The organism is Bradyrhizobium campsiandrae (assembly GCF_014529705.1).
GTDB lineage: Bacteria > Pseudomonadota > Alphaproteobacteria > Rhizobiales > Xanthobacteraceae > Bradyrhizobium > Bradyrhizobium campsiandrae.
Window position 1 is genome coordinate 14,103 of record NZ_JAANIH010000082.1, and the last position, 22,069, is coordinate 36,171.

General features: G+C 60.8%; 19 protein-coding genes and 2 pseudogenes. 9 read left to right on the plus strand and 12 right to left on the minus strand.

The annotated features are described in order from the left end of the window. Positions 1–41 precede the first annotated feature (41 nt). A complete protein-coding gene (locus G8O24_RS37460; RefSeq protein ID WP_188107536.1) occupies positions 42–1,196 on the minus strand; it encodes an acyl-CoA dehydrogenase family protein in 1,155 nt (384 codons plus the stop codon). Between the two features lie 26 nt (positions 1,197–1,222). After that, positions 1,223–1,675, minus strand: a complete 453-nt coding sequence (locus tag G8O24_RS37465) for a MaoC/PaaZ C-terminal domain-containing protein (protein ID WP_188107537.1) — start codon at positions 1,673–1,675, stop codon at positions 1,223–1,225. Positions 1,676–1,867: 192 nt separating this feature from the next. On the opposite strand from G8O24_RS37465, the gene G8O24_RS37470 reads away from it, so the two are divergent. Next, positions 1,868–3,061, plus strand: coding sequence for a thiolase family protein (locus G8O24_RS37470; protein WP_188107538.1), 1,194 nt, complete (start codon positions 1,868–1,870; stop codon positions 3,059–3,061). After that, positions 3,058–3,516, plus strand: a complete 459-nt coding sequence (locus tag G8O24_RS37475) for a Zn-ribbon domain-containing OB-fold protein (protein ID WP_188107539.1) — start codon at positions 3,058–3,060, stop codon at positions 3,514–3,516. Before G8O24_RS37470 ends, G8O24_RS37475 begins: the two co-directional genes overlap by 4 nt. A 115-nt stretch (positions 3,517–3,631) precedes the next feature. Here G8O24_RS37475 and G8O24_RS37480 read toward each other — a convergent pair whose 3' ends face one another. From G8O24_RS37480 to G8O24_RS37525, 10 genes are all read right to left on the minus strand, one after another. Then, positions 3,632–4,912, minus strand: coding sequence for a CaiB/BaiF CoA transferase family protein (locus G8O24_RS37480; RefSeq protein WP_188107540.1), 1,281 nt, complete (start codon positions 4,910–4,912; stop codon positions 3,632–3,634). A gap of 384 nt (positions 4,913–5,296) precedes the next feature. Continuing rightward, the gene (locus G8O24_RS37485) at positions 5,297–5,962 is read right to left on the minus strand and encodes a TetR/AcrR family transcriptional regulator (protein ID WP_188107541.1); all 666 of its coding nucleotides are present in this window, start codon (positions 5,960–5,962) and stop codon (positions 5,297–5,299) included. Positions 5,963–5,983: 21 nt separating this feature from the next. After that, entirely contained in the window at positions 5,984–6,778 is a 795-nt protein-coding gene (locus G8O24_RS37490; protein ID WP_188107542.1) for an SDR family NAD(P)-dependent oxidoreductase, read from the minus strand. Between the two features lie 20 nt (positions 6,779–6,798). Continuing rightward, complete coding sequence (locus tag G8O24_RS37495; RefSeq protein WP_188107543.1) at positions 6,799–7,584, minus strand: enoyl-CoA hydratase-related protein; 786 nt, start codon at positions 7,582–7,584, stop codon at positions 6,799–6,801. Between the two features lie 30 nt (positions 7,585–7,614). Then, complete coding sequence (locus G8O24_RS37500; protein ID WP_306666335.1) at positions 7,615–9,309, minus strand: CoA-transferase; 1,695 nt, start codon at positions 9,307–9,309, stop codon at positions 7,615–7,617. Next, complete coding sequence (locus G8O24_RS37505) at positions 9,306–10,049, minus strand: SDR family NAD(P)-dependent oxidoreductase (RefSeq protein ID WP_188107545.1); 744 nt, start codon at positions 10,047–10,049, stop codon at positions 9,306–9,308. The genes G8O24_RS37500 and G8O24_RS37505 overlap by 4 nt, the downstream gene beginning before the upstream one ends. A gap of 42 nt (positions 10,050–10,091) precedes the next feature. After that, on the minus strand, positions 10,092–10,847 hold the full coding sequence (locus tag G8O24_RS37510) for an enoyl-CoA hydratase/isomerase family protein (RefSeq protein ID WP_188107546.1): 756 nt from the start codon (positions 10,845–10,847) through the stop codon (positions 10,092–10,094). Beyond that, complete coding sequence (locus G8O24_RS37515; protein ID WP_188107547.1) at positions 10,844–12,463, minus strand: AMP-binding protein; 1,620 nt, start codon at positions 12,461–12,463, stop codon at positions 10,844–10,846. Before G8O24_RS37515 ends, G8O24_RS37510 begins: the two co-directional genes overlap by 4 nt. Continuing rightward, positions 12,463–13,347 carry an SDR family NAD(P)-dependent oxidoreductase gene (locus G8O24_RS37520; RefSeq protein WP_306666336.1) on the minus strand — a complete coding sequence of 295 codons (885 nt, stop codon included), beginning with the start codon at positions 13,345–13,347 and terminating at the stop codon, positions 12,463–12,465. The genes G8O24_RS37515 and G8O24_RS37520 overlap by 1 nt, the downstream gene beginning before the upstream one ends. Then, positions 13,277–14,413, minus strand: a complete 1,137-nt coding sequence (locus tag G8O24_RS37525; protein WP_188107554.1) for an acyl-CoA dehydrogenase family protein — start codon at positions 14,411–14,413, stop codon at positions 13,277–13,279. The genes G8O24_RS37520 and G8O24_RS37525 overlap by 71 nt, the downstream gene beginning before the upstream one ends. A gap of 153 nt (positions 14,414–14,566) precedes the next feature. Between G8O24_RS37525 and G8O24_RS37530 the strand changes: the two genes are divergently transcribed. The 7 genes and pseudogenes from G8O24_RS37530 to G8O24_RS37560 all read left to right on the plus strand — a co-directional run. Continuing rightward, positions 14,567–15,802: an ABC transporter substrate-binding protein gene (locus tag G8O24_RS37530; protein ID WP_188107555.1), complete on the plus strand. Its 1,236-nt coding sequence runs from the start codon at positions 14,567–14,569 to the stop codon at positions 15,800–15,802. Positions 15,803–16,010: 208 nt separating this feature from the next. Beyond that, a complete protein-coding gene (locus G8O24_RS37535; RefSeq protein WP_188107549.1) occupies positions 16,011–16,778 on the plus strand; it encodes an ABC transporter ATP-binding protein in 768 nt (255 codons plus the stop codon). Continuing rightward, positions 16,771–17,523, plus strand: coding sequence for an ABC transporter ATP-binding protein (locus G8O24_RS37540; protein ID WP_188107550.1), 753 nt, complete (start codon positions 16,771–16,773; stop codon positions 17,521–17,523). The genes G8O24_RS37535 and G8O24_RS37540 overlap by 8 nt, the downstream gene beginning before the upstream one ends. A gap of 75 nt (positions 17,524–17,598) precedes the next feature. After that, positions 17,599–18,462 (plus strand): branched-chain amino acid ABC transporter permease, encoded by an 864-nt coding sequence (locus G8O24_RS37545; RefSeq protein ID WP_188107551.1) that lies wholly within the window; start codon positions 17,599–17,601, stop codon positions 18,460–18,462. Between the two features lies 1 nt (position 18,463). Further along, positions 18,464–19,432 carry a branched-chain amino acid ABC transporter permease gene (locus G8O24_RS37550; protein WP_188107552.1) on the plus strand — a complete coding sequence of 323 codons (969 nt, stop codon included), beginning with the start codon at positions 18,464–18,466 and terminating at the stop codon, positions 19,430–19,432. Positions 19,433–19,750: 318 nt separating this feature from the next. Then, positions 19,751–20,899: pseudogene (locus G8O24_RS37555) on the plus strand (acyl-CoA dehydrogenase); the annotation flags it as partial. 139 nt (positions 20,900–21,038) lie between these two features. Further along, positions 21,039–21,665, plus strand: a pseudogene (locus G8O24_RS37560) (transposase); the annotation flags it as partial. Between the last annotated feature and the right edge of the window lie 404 nt (positions 21,666–22,069).

Here is a 22,069-nt window from a genome sequence, read left to right on the forward strand (position 1 = left end):
CCGTCATTTCTTATGATCGTTGGTTCGCGGACGACCGAACGCTAAAGTCCCATTCTCTTCGCTATGACATTTCGTTGGATTTCGTTACTTCCGCCACCGATTGGACCGACGCGACAATCACGGAAAAACATCGCCATATCGTACTCGGCCGAATATCCTGCACCGCCCATAACTTGCATACCCAGGTCGGCGCACCTGAAATTGTTATCGGTAGCGACTATCTTAGCCATCGATAGCTCCTTGATCGCGTCCTGTCCGCTATCGAGCAGCTCAGTCACTCGATAAGTCATCTGGCGCGCGGTCTCGGACATGATCGCCATGTCGACCAGCTTGTGCGAGACAGCTTGGAAGCTGGTTATGGGATGCCCAAACTGAATTCGATTCTTGGCGTACTCAGTCGCGTATTCGGTGATCTTGAAGCAGTGCCCCGCGGAGATGGCCGCTAATGCCATTCGTTCGACGGCAAGACATTTCATCAAGTTCTTCCAAGCCGCATTCTCCTCGCCAAGAATGTGGGTCACTGGCGTCCTGACGTCTTCGAAGAAGACCTCATTGGCGTGCGTTGTGCGGCGCCCGAGCATGTTCAACGGCCGAATTCGCACGCCCGGCGCCTTCGCATCCACGAGAAGAATGCTCATTCCATTATGACGAGGCGCAGCCGGGTCGGTCTTGCACACGACTACAAGATAGTCGGCCACATGGGCACATGTGATCCAAACCTTTTGGCCGCTCAATACGTAATGGTCGCCCTGGCGCACTGCCTTTGTCTTGATACCGGCCACGTCAGATCCGGTCCCAGGCTCGGACATCGCAAGAGCGAGCTTGACCTTTCCGTTGATAAGCTTTGGCACGATCTCCTTCTTCAGAGCCTCGGAGCCAAACTGCACAACATGCATGCCAGCATAGACGATGCTGGTCATAACCGCTTGCGCAATTCCCGTGTAGTAATAGCCGAGCGTCTCGATAAAGGAGGCGAAGTCCTTATGCGACCCGCCCATTCCTCCATATTCCTCCGGATAAAAGAGTCCCAGGTACCCGCCTTCGGCCAAGGCGTTGTAGGCCACATGGGGAAACTCCCGCTTTTCGTCCAACTCGCGGATAAGCGACCATGGCAGCTTCTCTTCAAGCAGCGCGAGTACATTCTCGCGAACCATGAGCTGCTGCTCAGAGAGGCCGTATATGTTGACGATGCTCATATTGAACTCCAATCCGGATTCTTGTGTTAGCGGGCGTTCCTGGTTGTCACCATTGTCGACATCAGACCGGATTGCACCACCTCGCCGTGCTGGTTGATAACCTCCATGCGCCGCACGAGAACGCCCCGGTCCGGCTTCGATGTAACGCGGGCCTCAAGCACCGTTGTGCGCAGATAGATTGTGTCGTTGATGAACACTGGCTTCAGGAACTTCCATTGGTCGACGCCGAGAGCCGCAATCGCAGTGCCGTCAAGATGACCGATGCGAGCGCTCAGTCCGGTCGCGATCGACATGACAAGCGTGCCATGAGCGATTCTTTGCCCAATTGGAGACTTCGTTGCATGGACGGCATCGGTGTGCATGGGGTTCGTGTCGCCGGAAACCCACGAGTAGGTGACCACGTCAGTTTCCGTGACGGTCCGCCCCGGACTTAACATGACTTCACCGACTTTGAATTCTTCGATGCTCTTTCCGGCCATTCCGACCTCCTCAGCTCCAGCCCCGTTGCCATTGCGCCCTAAAACGCTGGCGCAGTTCACTACCCTGGCGGGACCCTGCCGCGAGCTTTCGGCGCTTGCTTCATGCCAGCCCAAATGCTATTGGACTGACCATTATATCTATTAGACCACGACCGCCGCTGTCAAGGCGCCACCATTGGAGGACCGCCGCCCGTGCCAAAAGCAGTTGCAATATTGGGCGCAGCCGCCCTGCCGGTCGGAAAATGGCAGACGCCATCGGACTCGCCGACCCAGTTACTCGAGCACGAAGTTCTCGCGTCCCTCGTCGTCGATGCAACTCGGGATGGCGGTGTCGAGCGGACCGACATCGGTTCTCTCGCATTTTCGCTGCCCCGGCCGTACACGCAGCAGAAGTACTTCGGCACGTTCATGGCGAATTATCTTCGCCTTCCGTGCGGCGCCTGCGTTTCCGAAACCATGGGAAACGGAATGACAGCGGGCCTTGCGTTCGAAGCTGCCTGTAACGAAATCCGGCTTGGGCGGACGAAGGTAGCCCTGGCTCTCGGCATCAACTTCGAGACCGCCACCTCAGCGGCCGAGCATATGATGCGCTCCATGCGCACGACGGGAGACGTCGACTTTCACGTTCCCTTCGGCTTTACGCCCATCTCTTGGTACGCAATGGACGCGGCTCGTTACATCCACGAGTTCAAGTCGTCGCGTGAAGAGCTTGCCAGCGTCGCGGTCAAGAATCGACGCCACGCGTCGCTGAATCCGTTGGCGCAATTTCGGAAGCCGATCACCCTCGAAGAGGTCCTGTCACAAGCTCCCATCGTAGAGCCACTCGGCTTGTACGAAGTCCCGCCACGCAGCGACGGCGCGGTTTGCCTCGTACTCGCAGATGAAGACGTCGCCCGAGCATCGGGCAGGCCATATGTCCGAATCCGCGGGCGAGGCTTTTATCACGAAGGTGCGCATCAAATTAATGAGATACCGAATGACATGATCGCGCTGCTCGCCGCCCGTACCGCCGGTCGGAGCGCCTACGAAGAAGCCGGCGTCACTCCCGAAGATATCGATCTTGCCGAGGTATACGCTCCCTGCACAATCATTGAGGTACTTGTCAGTGAAGCTCTTGGCTTTGCGCCCCGCGGTAAGGGAGCTGCGATGGCGAAGGCAGGCGAGACAACGCTTGGCGGCAGGATCCCAATCTGCACTTCTGGTGGCCTGCAGTCCCGCGGTCACCCTGCTTATGTAACGCCGTTCTACAGCTTCGTGGAGGTAATGGACCAATTGCGCAACCGAGCAGGACAGAGACAGGTGCAGAATGCTCGACTCGCCGTCACAAGCGCGGAACTTGGCAATTACAACGCAGCGCTTGTCCACGTCTTCGAGGCTGTCCAATGAATCTCCCTGTCATTTCGATCGGCCGTAAACGCTCCTTCCCTCCTCGCGTGACTGCGCATACCGAAAGATTTTGGCGGTCGCTCGAGAATGGCCAATTTGAGACGAGCCAATGCAACGACTGCGGAAAGAAGACGTTTCCACCGAAGCCGTTTTGCCCACATTGCTGGTCGAAGGATCTCACCTGGGCGCCGCTGGGGCGTTTCGGGCGGCTCTATTCACAGACTGTGATACATGCAGCACCGGCCGTATTCAGAAGCGAGGCTCCTTATCGCGTCTGTATCGTCGATCTCGATGAAGGCTTACGGCTCGCCACACTGCTCATGGCCGATCAACCGCCGGTGTTGGATGCGCGCCTGGAAATCGTGGCTTTACGCTACCTGGATGGCCCACTTTTTGCGGCTAGACCCTTGCCACACTCCTCACACCTGGTTTCAGAACTTCTTCCGCCGAGCTGATCAATTGCGCCGCAGCTCCAATGCTGTTCGCCCACGGTACTCCTCTGACCGGCATCTCTGGCGTGTGCACCAGCATCGGAGTAACTTGCCCGAAAGTCTAGAAGCCTTCGGCTGATCAAGCCCTTGCCTTATCCGGTGAGCCTAGTGCGCCTGCCTGGCGGAGGCTCGAGATCTTGCCATCATCGTAGCCAAGCACCGATCGAAGCACTTCATCTGTGTGCTGGCCTACGGCCGGCGCCGCACGTGGCGTGACCGCTGGTGTGTCGCTGAGACGAATTGGCGAACCGACATTCGGGATCCAGCCAACCACCGGATGAGGAATTTTCGTGACCAGACCGCGGGAACGAGCTTCGCCGGAATGCAAGGCCTCGCCTAGTGTACGTACTTCGCCATGCGGCACGGCAGCCGAGCGAAGTCTTTGTTGCCAATGGCTCCACGGATAGGCCGAGAACTCTTCTTCCAGCACCTTGAAGATAAACTCGCGGTTCTTGAGGCGATCCGCGGACCTGGCAAAATTGGGATTCTTAGCGAGATCCGGCCGATCGAGAACCTCGGTGACCAACCGTTGGAATATCTTGTCGTTTCCGCAGATAAGATAGAACGGGTGGTCCGAGGTGGCAAAAACTCCCGTCGGACAGGTATCTGGGCTTGTGTTACCGTGCCGCTGAGGGTCTTTGCCTGTCATAAGCTGCTGCATCGAAGCAAAGCCTGTCATCAGGATTGCGGTATCGAACAACGCCACCTCAAGCTGCTGACCTTTTCCAGTACGCTCGCGAGCAAGGAGTGCAAGAAGGATCGCATTGGACGCCATCATCGCTGTTGATATGTCCATCACGGACGCGCTACTGCGAACGCCGGGTCGGTCGGCATACCCGTTCATAGAGATGAATCCGCTTTCGGCCTGCGCGACGGGATCGAAGCCCAACCGATCTGCATAGGGGCCTTCGCGGCCATAAGCCGATACCGAACAATAGATGAGCCGCGGATTGAGAGTTGCACACCGTTCATAACCGAGCCCAAAACGCGACATCACGTCCGTTGAGAAGTTTTCGATCAGAACATCCGCCTGAGCAATAAGGTCCAAGGCAACCTGGACCCCTTCAGGGGTCTTTACGTCAATGGCGACGCTCCGCTTGTTTCGATTGGTCCACAAAAACGGGCCACCCTGCGCTGGCATCGCGGGATCCTGTGGCGGATAGTATCTAAAATCGTCCCCCTTCAACGGCGGCTCGATCTTGATCACGTCGGCCCCAAAATCGGCCAAGATCATCGTCGCCAGAGGTCCAGCGATAAAGTGCGTAAGGTCAACGACCTTCAGACCGTTGACGGCGCTTGGCTTTGTTTCATCACGCGTGGGGTGAACCGGCAGGTCGTCGATTCTGCGTTTCTCGAACATCTGGTCGTCCATTACTTATTGGTCTGACCATTATGTCATTAGACCGCCTTTCGTCAACTCATCAGACGAGGACGCCGCAATCTAAACAAGACCATGCCGCTGGGATGTGTTCGCAGTTCGTACGCACTGGCGGGCAGCCCTTGTGGAGAGCCGGGGCGCGTGATGAACACTCGGCGGATGGCCATTATTCCTCCGTAACGGCCGACATTGATCGACGATGACGAGAGAACACAGTTAATTGTTGGCGCCCTTCACGTTGACAAGGGGTGTTCGCACCCTTGCTCAACGCTATCGGTTGCCTCCGGTTTGCTCCGCTATTGTTGATCAATCAGTTTCAGCCGAGCTTCGGAAGGGATCCGCGCCGACGGCGCCTTCGGGAACCGGTTACGTCGACGGACGCACAGCGGAGGCGTGCCTGCTATATCGAGTGCGCCCGGAGGAGGTCAGACTGCCTGTCAGCACGGTCTCCAAGCTTTCGGCGATATAGTCTTCCAGTTCAATGCACGACTTGAAATACCAGCTCTTCAGCGCCCAGCCATGTGCCATCAAGACAACCTGGTACGTCAGCACGTCGACGTTCAGATCGCGCATGAGGCCAGCATTGATACAGTCGCGTATCGCTTCGGCGATGATATTGTTCGTTTCAATCTCAAGCTGCTGGATCACTTGACGCCGGTCCGGCGACAACGATTTGGTGGATCTGTATGCAAGCACCGTGGCCGCGCGGTGCTTGTCCACGACCCTGCAATAGGCTTCGATCGCTCGCACCAGACGCTCGAGCGGGTTAGCCACACCCGCCATCGCCTTGGGAATCTCCTCGGCGTAGGCGTTGACCACCTGCTGAAGCACGAGCAGCAGAACATCTTCCTTCTCGCGAACGTAAAGATACACGCCCCCGTAGCTGATGCCGGCCTTCTTCGCTATATCCTTGATGGTCGTTTTGTAAAAGCCCTGCTTCGCGAACAGTTCGGTGGCCGCCTCGACGATTTGCTTACGCCGTTTTTCAACGAGCGCTGGATCTTCGACGACTGAGGAGACGCTGATGGACATGCAGAGATTGATTCCTTTGTTTCAATTATAGGCGGAATTCACTCCGGAAGCATCGAATGCTCCGCCGAAGGCCGTATAACCGCCATCCACCGGCAGGACGGCTCCTGTGACATAGGACGCATCATCGGAAGCGAGAAACGCCACGACCCGCGCGATCTCCTCTGGAGCGGCCATCCGCCCCAGCGGGGTCCGGGCACGGATGCGCCCGGCATCAACCTTGCCGTCGGCTATGAGCGCCGCCACCAACTGCGTCTCGACATAGCCGGGAGCCACGGCATTCACCCGGATCCCCAGATGCGCCCATTCGCAGGCGAGCACGCGCGTCATCATGCCGACGGCAGCCTTGGCCGCGGAATAGGCGGTGCGCACGGGAACGCCGACGACGCCGGCGACCGAGCCGAGATTGACAATGACGCCACCGCCTTGTTCCGCCATCTTTGCGGCCACCGCCCTCGAGACGAGGAAACTTCCGCTGACGTGAACCGCTATCGTCCGCTCGAATCGCTCGAGCGTTTGCGACAACGTTTGTGTGCCGCCGTCGCTGATTCCGGCGTTATTCACTAGAACGTTGATCCGGCCGAATGCACGCATCGTTCGGTCGACCGCATCGGTGACTTCCACCTCTCGCGAGACGTCCGCCTTTAAGGCAAGATGGGTTCCACCCAGCGCCTCGGCGGCGCGACTCGCCGCCTCCAGATCAATATCGACAACGGCGACCCGCATACCACGTTCGGCTAGGCAGCGCGCGATCGCAAAGCCGATGCCGGTTGCCGCACCAGTGACGAGAGCCGTCCCACTGCCGATCGGGGATTCCATGGCTGTGCTTACCCGGCCGGTCAACGAAAGCGCGCGAAATCAGCGGTCCGCTTTTCGAGGAAGGCGGTCCGGCCTTCTTTCGCCTCTTCCGAATTGACGAAGGAGGCAAGTCCGTCCGCCGCCATCTTCACTTGGCCAAAAATGTGGGCGCTGTCGGCGTTGAACGCGTGCTTGAGGAATTTGAGCGCCGTCGGGCTCAGGCCCACCGCCTGTTTTGCAAGCGCGCGCGCTTCCTCCATCAGCTTGTCGGCCGGCACGACCCTGTTGACGAGGCCCCACTGCAGCGCGGTCTGCGCATCGTATTGCTGGCAGAAGAACCAGATCTCACGCGCCCGCTTCTCGCCGACGGTGCGGGCCAGATAGGCCGACCCCCAACCGGCGTCGAAGGAGCCCACCCGCGGTCCGGCCTGGCCGAATTTCGCATGCTCTGCCGCAATCGTGACGTCGCAAATGACGTGAATGACGTGGCCACCGCCGATCGCATAGCCGTTAACCGCACAGATCACCGGCTTTGGAATATTGCGGATCACCATGTGCAGATCGTCGATCTCCCACAGGCCGTTCTCAGAAGTGCCGTAGGTGCCCTTCTCCTGCATCTCCTTCTGATCGCCGCCGACGCAGAACGCCTTGGTTCCGGCCGCGGTCAGAATGACGCAACCCGCGTTCTTTTCGGCCCAGGCGCGCTTGAAGGCGTGGATCAATTCCTCGATCGTACGGCCGCGGAAGCAATTGAGGCGATCTGCTCGATTGATCGTTATCGTCGCGATGCCTTCGCTGACGTCGTACAGAATGTCGCTGTAATTCATGATCTTCTCCTTTGATTTGCTTGTTCCATCTTATCCGAGGATCACGCGCTGAGGATCGAAGTTGCGCAGCAGCGCGAGTTCTCCGCCGCCTGGCGGATCGAAGCGTGCGAGCTTTTCGGCAGGTCGCACCTCACGCCCGCAACGTTCAGCGATAGCGGCGAGGCTTGCTTGTTCGTCGCCCGCCGCGCACATCACCCCGCTTACGATCAGGTCGCCGTTGTTGTCGCGCGAAAGAAGCCCGAGGTCCGTCGCGACGCCCGCGTGATTGCGGATCGGCGTCGTGACGAACGGTAGTTCGTCGACGAAGCGTCCGGGTTTGAGAGGCATGACGACGAGACAGCGTGCTGCACCCGACGCGAGATCGTTGGCGCCGCCGGAGCCGACGATCAGGCCGCCGTCCGGCGCGCGGGACGAGTTGATATTGCCGTGCCTGTCGATTTGACCAGCGGCAAGCATAGCGAGGCAATTCTTCGCATTGGCCCCGGCGAGCACCCCCAACGTTTGGATGAAGCTTGCATGGAACAGCGAGGAGGCTGCATTCGGCCGGTTGAAGAGATAGGGATCGCCGAGGATAGGTCGAAAACCGACCATGCCGGTTTCGGCGATCAGCGCGGTAGTGACGCCGCGCTCTTGGCATCGACGTTCAGCTCCCCAGGCGGCGATATGTGCAAGCCCGATGCCCGCGAACAAGGTCTCAGCGCGGCCGGCCGTCGCTTCCCGCTCGGCGATGCGCATTGCAAGGACTGCCGCGCGCTCCTCCGCAGAGGGCGGCTCGCCAGCACCCCTGGGCTCGGCAGGCGTCGGCGCGATTGCTTCGCCGCGCAATCGCGCGAGGCGGCCGGCGCCGAGCCGACGCAAGTAGGACTCATGATCGGTCGAGAACACCCAGTCCTCGACCCAGGTGCGCAGCTTCGCTGGATCGCGGACGATCGACCGCAACATCTGGCGAAACGCATAGTCCTCAGCGTAGGATGCGACGCCTTCGGCCTCCGACCAAACAAACTGCCCCTGCGGATGCGCGCCGAACGGGGCTTCAACCACGTGAGCGACCAAATGCCCGGGAATGCCCGTGCGTGGCCCGATCTCGCGAAATTCGCGCGGCGAGATAACGCGATCAGCCGTTACGACCACCTTCCGAGCGGCATAGATGCCCCAGCTCTCTTCCGCATCGGGGGCGTGCACGATCGCGTTACCGAGAGTGTCGGCAACGGGCGCATGCATGAATGTCACGTCCGGGCGCAAAGGTGCGATGACGGCCGTCTCCTTGCCGGTAAACGGATCGGCAACGATCGTCCGCGAGCTGTCACGCCACAGGCTCGAGCCGCGCAGGCTATTCGTCGGAACGAAAGGCCAACCCATGGCGCCAGCCATCAGCCGCAGCGTCATGGTGAGATTGGTCCAGTCCGGGTCGCTGTCCTTGTACGCGGCATAAGCAAGCTGCAATTGCCGGGAAGGCGAAGGTGCGGGGTAGGTGCCGCCGGCAAAAGCCGATTCCATGTGTGCAACTGCGCCCGCGGCGACAAGGATCGACGCGTATTCGAGCAATCCGGTCGCGACAAGATTGAGACAGGCGCGATCGCGGAACTGGCGCGCGACCTCGAAAGCCGCAGCATGCGAACGATTGTGCGTGAACGCAAATAGTAGCGTTGCGCCGGGTGCGACCGTCGCCTGCACCGCCTTGCTCAATGAGGTCGTCTTGCTCATGTCCGCACTCGAAAGCTTCATCCAACCATCGTCAGGCCGCCGCTTACGCTCAGCACCTGACCGGTGATGAAGCTCGACCGGTCCGAGGCGAAGAAAAGCACCGCGTCCGCGATCTCCGAGGGCTTGGCGACACGCTTCATCGGAATGGCATTGGCCAAGGCAATCCGCGCCTTCTCCGACTGCGAAGCGAACAGCGGCGTGTCGGTCGGTCCGGGGCAGACGCAGTTGACGCGGACATTCTGCCGCGTCACCTCGCGTGCAAGCGACTTGGTGAAGGCGATCACGCCGCCCTTGGCGCCGGCGTAAACGGTCTCGCCGAACGAGCCAACGCGGCCGGCGTCGCTCGCAACATTGACGATGCGCCCCGAGTTGGAGGCGAACAGAAGCGGTAACATCGCCCGGGTGACCTGCACCGGACCCATAAAGTTGAGGCCGACGATCTTCGCCCAGTATTCGCGCGTGTTGTTGATGAATGGCTCGATGACGTCCCATCCGGCCGCATTGACCAGCACGTCAAGCCGTCCAAGTTCGGTTTCGATTCTGTTTGCGAGCGATTCGGCCGAATCCGGGTCGGTGACGTCGAGCCGCATGAACCGCACGTCGCCCGTGGACTTCAAATCGTTGGCAGCCCTCTCACCGGCGTCGGCGTTAATGTCGGTGAGTGCGACCTGCGCCCCGACTTCGGCAAAGGCTTTTGCGGTGGCCAGTCCAATGCCGGAAGCGGCCCCCGTCACGACGACCGTCTTACCTTTGAATTTCATTTGCTGCTCCATACTGAACGGGTGAAGATCGCTTGGCTCGATTCACTTGGCTCGATTGAAGAAGGCATCGACGTAGCGTTTCGCCTCCTCCGTGCGCATGATGTGCTTTGGCTTCTCGATCTCGCGCGCATAGCCATCGACGGCAGGATCGAACCAGGCGGCGATGCAATCCTTCGATGCGACGAGCGCGCCGCGTGAAAGGGAGGAAATCCGGTCGGTGATTTCCACGACCTTGTCGTCGAGCGCGGCGGCATCGCAGGACCACTGTACGACGCCAATTCGCGCAGCTTCCGCGCCATCGACGATCTCCCCGCCAAGGATCAGCCGCGCCGAAATGCCCGGCCCGGCAAGCCGCGTCAGCCGCTGGGTACCGCCGGCACCGGGAATCATGCCGACGCGCGCTTCCGGCAGACCGATCTTGGCGCGCGACGTGGCGATCCTTAGGTCGCAGGCCAGCGCGAGCTCGAGGCCGCCGCCAAGAGCGGGCCCGTCGATCGCCGACAGTGTCACGGCTTGTAGGGCCTCGAGCCGATTGAACACCGCATGCAGCGATTTGACGTAGGCAAGCATGTTGTCGACGCCGTCGGTTGCTGTGAAATAGCGCTGGATCATCGAAAGGTCGGCGCCGGCGCAGAAACACTTCTGGTCGCTGCGGATCACCACGAGCGTGGGCCTTTCGCTCTCGATCCGGTCGAGCGCCGCGTTGAGCGCAGTGATGAAGGCCGCGTCGATGGCGTTGACGGGCGGACCGGAAAGGGTGAGCGTCGTGACAACGCCGTTTCGTGCCTCGCGGATCATGCTTTGGTGCCGCCTTCGGTTTCGGTCAACTGCTTGCGAAGGACGTACTTCTGGATCTTGCCGCTTGGGTTCAGGGGCAGGCTGGGCCAGATCTCCAGCCGCTCCGGAAGTTTGAAGCGAGCGACGCCCTTCGCCAGCAGGAATTCGGTCACGTCGTGTAGGGTGAGCGAGGCGTTCGGCCGCGGGACGACAACGGCGCAGCTGGTTTCGCCGAGCCGAGGATGCGGCACGCCGACAACGGCGACCGACTGCACAGAAGGATGGCCGGCGAGATAGTCCTCGACCTCGCGCGCGGAGATGTTCTGGCCGCCGCGCACGATGATGTCCTTCAGACGTCCGACAATGCGCAGCGAACCGTCGGGAAGCCGGCGGGCCAGGTCGCCCGAGTGATACCAGCCATCGGAATCGAAATCCTTGGCCGTCAGCTCCGGCTCGCCGAGGTAACCGAGAGCGGTGTTTGGACCGCGAGACCATTCCTCACCGACCTCTCCGACGGGAAGACCGCGGCCTTCGGAAACAATGCGGACCTCGATGCCGGCGAGCGGCCGGCCGTCAGTCGTCCAGGCGTTCTGGGGCGGGTCCTCCGGGTGGACCACGGTGTGCGGGGGACTCTCGGTCGCCCCATAGATCGACATCACGCGCAGACCGACGAGGCCGGCGCGACGCACCAGCGCTTCGGGGATCGGCGCGCCGCCGCACATGAAGTAGCGCAGATGCGGCAGTCGCTCGCCGCTTTTCTCCAGAGCATCGGCAATATCGGCAAGAAACGGAGTCGCACCCATGGTCCAGCTGCAGCGATGCTCGGCGAGTTGTCTCGCCGCTCGCGCCCCCTCGAATATGTCGAGCAGCGACAGGGTTCCGCCGAGCGTCAGGGTCATTATGACGCCGTGCATGAAGCCGGTGGTGTGCGAGATCGGCGAGGCCATGAAAGCGATGTCATCGGCGCCGATCTGCAGCGCTGATGATAGAGCGCGCTCGCCAAACAGGATGGTGTTGTGGGTGTGCACCGCACCTTTCGCGCGCGACTCGGTACCCGAGGTGAAGAGAACGGCAACCGTGTCGTCGGCCGCGATCGGCGGTTCGGCGCCGAGCGCCGCATGTCCGCGCGCGTCATCCCACGGTGTCCCGATCGTCCTTGCGCCCTCTCCGATCCGAACGACCGCGCGGTTTGCAAGCGTGTCGGAACCAAGCTGTTCGAGGACTTCCGTGAAATCGACGCTGCGGAACTTGGCGGCGACGAACAGTGCGCGGCTGTCGCACTTGCCCAGCACGTAGGCCAGATCGGCGCGGCCATAGGTGACTGGAACAGGATTGACCGCAGCCCCAAGCCGCATTGCCGCGACGAATGCAACGACGGTTTGAACCCAATTCGGCAGGCAGACGGTAACGACGTCGCCTTTGCCGACGCCTCGCTCGGCCAGATAGCCGGCGAGCCGGGAGGATTGCTCCATCAGCGCGGCATACGACAGGCTTGCGCCGGAGGCATCGCGCACGGCCGTCTTGTCCGGGGTCCGTGCAGCGGAAGCAGCAATCAGCGCAGGGATCGTGGCGTCGCGCCAGTATCCGACCGCACGATAGCGTGCGGCGCGAACGGGATCCGGAGCAGGAAAGCGCATCACAGGCTCCCCGATTTGGGACGGCCGGCGATATGCTTCTGAATGCTGCCGAGAAGCCCGCCGTCGACGAGAATGTTCTGGCCGGTGATGTAGGTCGCGTCGTCGGAGATAAGGAATTCCACGAGTCCGGCGATGTCGTGCACGGGATCGCCGATGCGATGCATCGGCACCAGGGCTTCGCGCGCCGCTTTCTTTTCGGCGTCGGCATAGATCGGCGCCGTCATGGCGCTGAGAAAGAGCCCGGGCGAAACGGCATTGACGCGCACGCCGTCCCCGGCCCATTCCAGCGCGAGCTGACGCACGAGCATGATCAGGGCCGCCTTGCTCGGACTATAGGCGCCGACACCGGCATAGGGTTCGACGCCGGACATCGAAGCGACCGCGATGAAGGCGCCTTTGCTTGCGGTAAGATGCTTATAGGCGGCGCGCGCGAGCAGCCAGGGCGAGCGTACATTGACTGAGAATATCCGGTTCCAGTCGTCTTCTGCCATTTCGGCCAAAAGGCCCGGTCTGGCTATGCCCGCATTGGAGACAACGGCGTCGACACCGCCCAAGGCACAGAATGCCTGTTCGACAAGCGCAGTGGGGCTCGCCGGATCACTCAGATCAGCCGACAGCCCATGCACCTCGGCGCCGGCTTTGCGGGCGACCGCAACTGTCTCATCGAGTTCCGCAGAGGGCGCGGACGCGCACAGCGCCAAGCGCGCGCCGGGCCTCGCGAGTCGTTCGGCGATGGCGCGACCTATGCCGCGGCTGGCGCCAGTGAGAAGAATCCGCATAGGTCGCCTCCTCTCCAACAGAGACCCGCGTGGTTCACAGTGTGCGCGCGATGATCTCGCGCATGATCTCGTTGGATCCGCCGTAAATGCGGTGGACGCGAGCATCGGCAAAAGCGCGGGCGATCGGATATTCCCACATGTAGCCGTAGCCGCCGTGCAGCTGCAGGCAGGTATCGAGCACGCGGCCCATGAGCTCCGTGCACCAGTATTTGGCCATGGCGGCAACCGCCGGATCGAGCTTGTCTTCGTTCACCTCTTTCAGGCAACGGTCGACGAATGTCTGGGCGATCTCGATCTCGGTCTTCACCTCGGCAAGGCGGAAGCGCGTATTCTGGAATTCCGCGACCGGCGTACCGAACGCCTTGCGCTCTTTCGTGTAGTTGCGTGTCCATTCGAGCGCGGCGCTGGACGTCGCCACCGCGCCGATTGCGATCTGCAGCCGTTCCCAGGCGAGTTCCCGGGTCAGCAAGGGAAAACCTTTGCCCTCCTCACCGAGGATGTTCGAAACGGGCAGACGAACGTTATCGAAGAAGAGCTCGCAGGTGTCCTGCGCCTTCATGCCGATCTTTTCGAAATTCTTGCCGCGGGAAAAACCGGGGCGATCGGCCTCGACCACGAGGAGCGTCAGCTCCTTGGTCCCCGTCACCGCACTCGGTTTGGCGGCGAGGACGAGAAGATCGGCGCACTGGCCGTTGGTAATAAAAGTCTTCTGGCCATTCAGAACGATCTCGTCGCCCTCGCGGATCGCCGTCGTACGGATGGCGCGCAGGTCCGACCCGGCGCTCGGTTCGGTCAGAGCGATCGCGCCGATCAGCTCTCCCCTGGCCATGGGCGGCAGCCATTTCCGTTTCTGATCCTCGGTCCCGTAGTTCAGGATGTAAGGCGCGACGATGTCGGAATGTGTTGAAAAGCCTGGCCCGGATAGTCCGAGATAGGACTGCTCCTCGATCAGCACGGCAGAGGCCAGCCGGTCGGCGCCACCTCCGCCGTATTCGGACGCCAGGTTGACGCACAAGAGGCCCGCTTCGCCGGCTTTTTTCCATATCTCGCGCGGCGCCACGCCGGCCTTCTCCCAAGCGCGGTGGTGAGGCAAAACTTCGCGCTCGAAGAATTTTCGTGCCGTTTCGCGGAGCATGTCGTGCTCCGCCGAAAAGATCTCTCGCGGCAGCATAGTCACGGAGCTCCCTCATGACTGACTGATCAATCAGATTGACTGACTGATCAATCATCTGATAGGAAATGTCAAGCTCGACCGAGGCCGCAGCAAAGAAAAACGTCGAGCGCTCGGGAACCAAACGCTGGTAGCGTACACGGAGGGTTGGAAATGAAGATCGATCGTCGGATGTTCATCGGTGCCGGCTTGGCAACCGGCGCCAGTTGGGCTCTTGGAAACGCGCGCGCGCAGGGTTCGCAAACTATCCGTATCGGCCACATCACGGACATGTCGGGGGTCTACCGCGACGTCGAGGGCCCGACGAGCGTGGCCTGCCTGAGACAGGCCGTCGAGGAATTCGTGGCGCAGAATCCGGACATCAAGGTCGAAATTCTCGTCGCGGATCACCAGAACAAGGCCGACGTGGGCCTTGGGATCATTCGTCGCTGGTTCGACGAGTCGGATGTCGACGTCATCACCAATGTCGGCAATTCATCAGTTGCCCTAGGGGCCAAGACACTGATCGAGAGCAAAAACAAAGTCGCGCTGATCTCGTCGGCGGGTAGTTCCGACCTGACTGGCAAGAGTTGCAGCCGCAACAGCATTCATTGGGCCTGGGATTCCTGGTGCCTCGCCCATTCGACCGCGACCTCACTCGTTAAGTCCGGCGGCGACAAGTGGTTCTTCGTCACGGCGGACTACGCCTTCGGCCACGCCGCCCAGGCCGATGCGGCAAAGTTCGCTGAGCTCGCAGGTGGCAGGGTACTGGGTTCGGTCAAATATCCTTATGGGTCAACGGGCGACTTCTCGTCATTCCTGCTGCAGGCTCAGAGCAGCGGAGCCAACGTGATTGCATTCGCTAATTCCGGCGCAGACCTGATTAATTGCTTAAAGCAGGCGCAGGAGTTCGGCCTGACCGCCAAGGCACGGCTCGCCGCCATGGTCGGTTACATCACGGACGTCCTGGCAATGGGTCTGCCCGTCGCCAAGGGGCTGACGCTGACGGAGACCTTCTACTGGGATTTGAACGACCGCACGCGCGCCTTCCAGAAGCGGATTGCGCCCAAGCTCGAAGTTGGCGTTTTCCCGAACATGAGCCAGGCCGGCGATTATTCCTCCGTTGTCCATTACCTGAAGGCTGTCAAAGAGCTCGGCGTGAGCCGCGCGAAGTCCTCGGGGCTGGAAGTCGTCGAAATGATGAAAAAGATGCCGACGGACGATGATTGCTTCGGCAAAGGTTCGATCCGGGCTGACGGTCGCAAGATTCACCCGGCCTATCTGTTCGAGGTCAAGAAGCCGGAAGAGAGCAGCTCCCGCGGCGACATCTATCGGCTTATCGCGACGCTTCCAGCAGAGGAAGCATTCCGTCCGATCAATAGTGGCGATTGCGCTCTGATCAAGAACTAGCCTCCAGCTAAACTAGTGTCACTCCCATGGTCGAGTCCATTGGGCACATGTCACCAACAGCAGACAACAAGATTGCCCAGCTTCACGACAAGCCACTCTCGTCACGCATGCGAGCGTAGGAGCCGCGGCAGCCATGCGACTGGCGCCACCCAAGCGGGGAGTTTGCTGCAAACATGAGGATGTTGCGTGTTGTGGAAGTTATGAGCCAATGACCATACGCAAGGACGAAGGGTTCATTCTTGAAACTCGGAACCTGACCAAGGAGTTCGCGGGGTTCTTCGCCGTCCGCGATGTCTCGCTCAAGGTCCGCCGGGGCAGTATCCACGCGTTGATCGGCCCGAACGGGGCCGGCAAGACGACCTGCTTTAACCTGCTGACCAAGTTCCACAAGCCGTCCGCGGGCCAGATCCTGTACAAGGGGCAGGACATCACGGCGCTGGCGCCGGCCGACGTGGCGCGGCTCGGGCTGGTCCGCTCGTTCCAGATTTCGGCGGTATTCCCGCACTTGACCGCGCTCGAGAACGTGCGGGTCGCGCTGCAGCGCCAGCACGGCCATTCCTTCGATTTCTGGCGCTCCAAATCGGTGCTCAACCGCTTCAACCCCCGCGCGCTCGAGCTCCTGCACGACGTCGGCCTGAGCGAGTTTGCCAACACGCCGGCGGTGGAAATGCCTTACGGCCGCAAGCGCGCGCTGGAAATCGCCACCACGCTCGCGCTCGATCCGGAGATGATGCTCCTGGACGAGCCGATGGCCGGCATGGGGCACGAGGACATCGATAAGATCGCCGCGCTGATCAAGCGCATCTCCGCGAAATACACGATCCTGATGGTCGAGCATAATCTGAGCGTGGTCGCCAACCTCTCCGACGTCATCACCGTGCTGACCCGCGGCCAGGTGCTCGCGGAAGGCAATTATGCTGACCTTTCGAAGGACGAGCGCGTCAAGGAAGCCTATCTGGGAGCCGGTCATGCCTGATCTCGCAATGGCCGCAGCCGCCACCAGGCCGGCTTCCGATGCCGGCGCGTCGATTCTCTCGGTGCGCAATCTCGAGGCGTGGTACGGCGAATCGCACATCCTTCACGGCATGAACTTCGACGTGAACGCGGGCGAGGTCGTCACCCTGCTCGGGCGCAACGGCGCCGGCAAGACCACGACGTTGAAGTCGATCATGGGGATCATCGGCAAGCGGACCGGCTCGGTCCGTTTCAACAACCAGGAGATCAACCCCGCCTTCTCGGACAGGATCGCGCGCATGGGCGTCGCCTTCTGCCCGGAGGAGCGCGGCATCTTCTCGAGCCTCGACGTCCGCGAGAACCTGCTGCTGCCGCCGATCGTGCGCCCGGGCGGCCTTTCGCTCGACCAGATCTTCGACCTGTTTCCCAACCTGAAGGAACGGCTCGCCAGCCAGGGCACCAAGCTGTCGGGCGGCGAGCAGCAGATGCTGGCGATCGCGCGGATCCTGCGCACCGGCGCGCGCTTCCTGATGCTGGACGAGCCGACCGAAGGTCTCGCGCCGGTTATCATCCAGCAGATCGGCCACACCATCGCGCAGCTCAAGAAGGAAGGTTTCACGATTCTTCTGGTCGAGCAGAACTTCCGCTTCGCCTCCACCGTGGCCGACCGTTACTACATCGTCGAGCACGGCAAGGTCATCGACGGCTTCGCCAATTCGGAGCTGCGGGCCAACATGGACAAGCTTCACACCTATCTCGGCGTGTGAGGCGACGTCCAGGAAATTTCACATCGATGCGCATGAAGACCGGGTGGGTCGGACGGGACGCGAAAGAGTAAATCCATGCAGGCTCTCTATGCACAGCTTCTGGTAGGACTGATCAACGGCTCGTTCTACGCGCTGCTCAGCCTCGGGCTTGCCGTGATCTTCGGCATGCTGAACATCGTCAATTTCGCCCACGGCGCGCTCTACATGATGGGCGCGTTCTGCGCCTATTTCCTCCTGAACATTGCCGGCATCGGCTATTGGCCCGCCCTGGTCATCGCGCCCATCGCGGTTGGCATTTTCGGCATGCTCCTCGAGCGGACCCTGCTGAAATGGCTGGCCGGTCTCGATCACCTCTATGGCATGCTCCTGACCTTCGGCATTGCGCTGATCGTGCAGGGCGTTTTCCAGAACTATTTCGGCTCCTCGGGGCTGCCTTACGCCATCCCCGACGAACTGAAGGGCGGCATGAATCTCGGCTTCATGTTCTTACCCGTCTATCGCGGCTGGGTCGTCGTGTTCTCGCTGGTCGTCTGTCTCGCGACCTGGTTCTTGATCGAGCGGACGCGATTGGGCGCCTACCTGCGCGCGGCCACCGAAAATCCGACGCTCGTTCGCGCCTTCGGCATCAACGTTCCCCGCATGATCACGCTGACTTACGGGCTTGGCGTTGGACTTGCGGCTCTCGCCGGAGTGCTGTCGGCGCCGATCAACCAGGTGCGGCCGCTGATGGGTGCGGACCTCATCATCGTGGTGTTCGCGGTGGTGGTGATCGGCGGCATGGGTTCCATCATGGGCTCCATCATCACCGGCTTTGCGCTGGGGGTGATCGAGGGGCTAACCAAATATTTCTATCCCGAGGCCTCCAACACCGTTGTCTTCGTGCTGATGGTGCTGGTGCTGCTGGTAAAGCCGACGGGACTGACGGGGCGGGCGGCCTGATATGACAGTCATGACCGATTATATATTGCCGGTGAAATCGCGCGGGCTGCACGACGAGATGATAGCGTTCGGCATTATGACGGCGCTGCTGCTGATCGTGCCCCTGACGGGCGTGTATCCATACTTTGTGATGCAGGCGCTATGCTTCGCGCTGCTCGCCTGCGCGTTCAACTTGCTGATCGGCTATGGCGGACTGCTATCGTTCGGTCACGCGATGTTTCTGGGCACGGCGGGTTACGTTTCCGGACATGCGCTGAAGGTCTGGGGATTCTCACCTGAGCTTGGAATTGTTGCAGGAACGGCGGCGGCCGGCGCGCTCGCCGTCGTCACCGGCAGCGTCGCCATTCGCCGGCAGGGTATCTATTTCGCGATGATTACGCTGGCGCTCTCGCAACTCTTGTATTTCATCTATCTGCAAGCGACCTTCACCCACGGCGAGGACGGCATCCAGGGCATTCCGCAAGGCTACATGTTCGGCTTGCTTAACCTCGCCAATCCGACCATCCTCTACTACATTGTGCTTGCCTGCTTCCTGTTCGGATTCCTGGTGATCTTCCGCGCCATCAACTCGCCATTCGGCGAGGTACTAAAATCGACCCGGGAAAATGAGCAGCGGGCGATTTCTCTCGGCTACAAGACCGATCAGTACAAGTTGCTCGCCTTCATCCTGTCCGGGACGCTGGCGGGATTCGCCGGCTCCTTGAAAGTCTTTGTCGCGCAGAATGCTTCGCTCACCGACGTGCACTGGTCGATGTCAGGCGAGATCGTGCTGATGACGCTGGTGGGCGGCCTCGGCACCGTGTTTGGCCCGGTGATCGGCGCTTTCGTTATCATCGCCATGCAGCAATACCTGGCGGGTTTCGGGCAGTGGGTGACGGTGATCCAAGGCGTGATCTTCGCCTCTTGCGTGCTGACTTTCCGCCGGGGTATCGCTGGCGAAATTTCACATCGTTTCGGCATATCCTTGTGAACGCAACACTTCACCCTTAAGGTCGTCCAACGCCGCAGCTACATTGCTGAAATTGCTTAACTTTTCCGGATCCCTTGTTCGTAAAGACGGACAATCCGGTGAAACATTTGGCCTATCGGTGAAACGACTGTGGCCCCCTACCCCTGGGTGGTGCGCCAGCGAAACTGGCGATAGGCGATCAGGCGTTCCGTCCGATCGTCAAGAACGGACGCCTACTGATAGGAAACTAACCAACGCACAGCGCTTACAACACCTCCGCATACCGAATGGTGTCGCACGGACCATCTGTTCGTTGCGCCCGACGCAAAGGAAAACACCATGCCTTCACCAACCACGTCAGTGTTCAAGTGGGACGATCGCTTCTGCTCGATGAGCAGCTCACCGAAGACGAGCGCATGGTGCGCGACACCGCGCGCGCCTATGCCCAGGACAAGCTCCTGCCGCGCGTCTCCAAGGCCTATCTGGAAGAGAAGACCGACCGCGAGATCTTCAACGAGATGGGCGAGCTCGGCCTGATCGGCATCACGCTGCCGGAAGAATATGGCTGCGCCAACGCGAGCTATGTCGCCTATGGCCTCGTGGCGCGCGAGATCGAGCGCGTCGATTCCGGCTATCGCTCGATGAATTCGGTGCAGTCGTCGTTGGTGATGCATCCGATCTATGCCTATGGCGACGAGAACAAGCGCAAGAAATATCTGCCCAAGCTCGCCACCGGCGAGTGGGTCGGCTGCTTCGGCCTGACCGAGCCGGATGCCGGCTCCGATCCCGGCGGCATGAAGACCCGCGCCGAGAAGGTGTCGGACGGTTACCGGCTGACCGGCTCCAAGATGTGGATTTCCAACGCGCCGATCGCCGACGTGTTCGTGGTGTGGGCGAAATCGGCCGAGCACAATAACCAGATCCGCGGCTTCATTCTCGAAAAGGGCATGAAGGGCCTTTCGGCGCCGAAGATCGGCGGCAAGCTCTCGTTGCACGCCTCCGTCACCGGCGAGATCGTGATGGACGGCGTGGTGGTGCCGGAAAGCGCGCTGCTGCCCAACGTCTCCGGCCTCAAGGGGCCGTTCGGCTGCCTCAACCGCGCCCGCTACGGCATTTCCTGGGGCGCGATGGGCGCAGCCGAAGACTGCATGCAATGCGCGCGGCAGTACACGCTCGACCGCAAGCAGTTCAATCGGCCGTTGGCGGCGACGCAATTGGTGCAGAAGAAGCTTGCGGACATGCAGACCGAGATCGCGCTCGGCTTGCAGGGCCTCATTGCGGGTCGGACGATTGATGGACGAAGGCAAGATGGCGCTGGAGATGATTTCGATCGTCAAGCGCAACAATTGCGGCAAGGCGCTCGACATCGCGCGCATGTCCCGCGACATGCACGGCGGCAACGGCATCCAGATCGAATACCACGTGATGCGGCACCTATCGAATTTCGAGACGGTGAGCGTAGTCTCCGGGGTGAGAAACCTCGAATCGCCTGACGAAGGAAGCGTCCGGCAAAGGAGACTACGCCACGAGAAACGATATCACGACAAGCGAGGACATTCAGCCCGCCGCAGCGGTCACGGGCGAGCTTTTCGACAACTGGTTTGACCCGATCGAAACCAGCATCCGCGCCCAGGTTCAGGCCCTGCTGGACAACCTGATCTCGCGCGGGCTCGACCCGACGGTGCCAAGACTGTTCATCGCCGACGGCGCGAAGGCGTTGTCGAAGGCGATCCGCCGCACCTTCGGTTCGGCCGCTGCGATCCAGCGCTGCCAGATCCACAAGGCGCGCAACATCATGGAACGCCTGCCGAAAGAGCATCATGCGGCCACCCGTCGGGTGCTGCGCCAGGCCTGGGAGCTCGATGACGCCGACAAGGCTGAAAAATTGATCCGCAATCTCGCGCGTCGACTCGACCAGCAATGGCCCGGCGTAGCGGCCAGCATCCTCGAAGGCCTCGACGAAATCCTGACTGTCGTCCGGTTGAAGTTGCCGAAGGAGCTTCGTCGATCGCTCGCCTGTACCAACATCGCCGAGAACATGATGGGCACCATTCGCCGCGTCACGCGCAACGTCAAACGCTGGCGGGATGCCGGTATGGCCTTGCGATGGGTCGCGGCCGGCATGATCGAGGCCAACAAGGGCTTCCGACGATTGAAGGCGCATAAGCAATTGTCGGTTCTGCGTGCGGCTCTTCAAGCTCGCCACAATCGCATGACGATCGACCCCGTTGCCCACGTCACGAGGGCCGCGTAACATTCATTCCGGCAACGTCGGCCCGACCTAGTTCAACAGCGATCGGGACATCCCCCCGGAGGCTTCTTCGCACGTTCATTCGAATTCTGAAGCAAGGGTATCGGCTTCGCGCTTACGAAAAAAACCGGGATCGCACGCATTGCGATCCCGGCAAGTCTAGGGAGGAGCGCCAGCGGCGCCTACTGCCGTTCGACCAACGGCCTGTGACCGTTCGTCCCGCAGACAGTCAAGCGGATACCTCATTAGCCCACCAGCAAGGGCGGTGCCAACTCGATGGATTAGTCGTCCGTTCTTTAATCGCGGGCACGGTGTCAACCCCGATCGACAAACATGATCCACTGCCGGGTTCATGGTTCTTTCCGCGGTCGTCTCGATGCAGGAGCGCCGCATGATGGCGTTCAAGA

Coding starts and splice junctions, on each gene's coding strand:
- G8O24_RS37460 (WP_188107536.1), bottom strand. CDS start 1,196: ATGAGCATCGTCAACATATACGGCCTCTCTGAGCAGCAGCTCATGGTT.
- G8O24_RS37465 (WP_188107537.1), bottom strand. CDS start 1,675: ATGGCCGGAAAGAGCATCGAAGAATTCAAAGTCGGTGAAGTCATGTTA.
- G8O24_RS37475 (WP_188107539.1), top strand. CDS start 3,058: ATGAATCTCCCTGTCATTTCGATCGGCCGTAAACGCTCCTTCCCTCCT.
- G8O24_RS37480 (WP_188107540.1), bottom strand. CDS start 4,912: ATGTTCGAGAAACGCAGAATCGACGACCTGCCGGTTCACCCCACGCGT.
- G8O24_RS37485 (WP_188107541.1), bottom strand. CDS start 5,962: ATGTCCATCAGCGTCTCCTCAGTCGTCGAAGATCCAGCGCTCGTTGAA.
- G8O24_RS37490 (WP_188107542.1), bottom strand. CDS start 6,778: ATGGAATCCCCGATCGGCAGTGGGACGGCTCTCGTCACTGGTGCGGCA.
- G8O24_RS37495 (WP_188107543.1), bottom strand. CDS start 7,584: ATGAATTACAGCGACATTCTGTACGACGTCAGCGAAGGCATCGCGACG.
- G8O24_RS37500 (WP_306666335.1), bottom strand. CDS start 9,309: ATGAAGCTTTCGAGTGCGGACATGAGCAAGACGACCTCATTGAGCAAG.
- G8O24_RS37505 (WP_188107545.1), bottom strand. CDS start 10,049: ATGAAATTCAAAGGTAAGACGGTCGTCGTGACGGGGGCCGCTTCCGGC.
- G8O24_RS37510 (WP_188107546.1), bottom strand. CDS start 10,847: ATGATCCGCGAGGCACGAAACGGCGTTGTCACGACGCTCACCCTTTCC.
- G8O24_RS37515 (WP_188107547.1), bottom strand. CDS start 12,463: ATGCGCTTTCCTGCTCCGGATCCCGTTCGCGCCGCACGCTATCGTGCG.
- G8O24_RS37520 (WP_306666336.1), bottom strand. CDS start 13,347: ATGCTCGCGTCCACCGCATTTACGGCGGATCCAACGAGATCATGCGCG.
- G8O24_RS37525 (WP_188107554.1), bottom strand. CDS start 14,413: ATGCTGCCGCGAGAGATCTTTTCGGCGGAGCACGACATGCTCCGCGAA.
- G8O24_RS37530 (WP_188107555.1), top strand. CDS start 14,567: ATGAAGATCGATCGTCGGATGTTCATCGGTGCCGGCTTGGCAACCGGC.
- G8O24_RS37535 (WP_188107549.1), top strand. CDS start 16,011: ATGACCATACGCAAGGACGAAGGGTTCATTCTTGAAACTCGGAACCTG.
- G8O24_RS37540 (WP_188107550.1), top strand. CDS start 16,771: ATGCCTGATCTCGCAATGGCCGCAGCCGCCACCAGGCCGGCTTCCGAT.
- G8O24_RS37545 (WP_188107551.1), top strand. CDS start 17,599: ATGCAGGCTCTCTATGCACAGCTTCTGGTAGGACTGATCAACGGCTCG.
- G8O24_RS37550 (WP_188107552.1), top strand. CDS start 18,464: ATGACAGTCATGACCGATTATATATTGCCGGTGAAATCGCGCGGGCTG.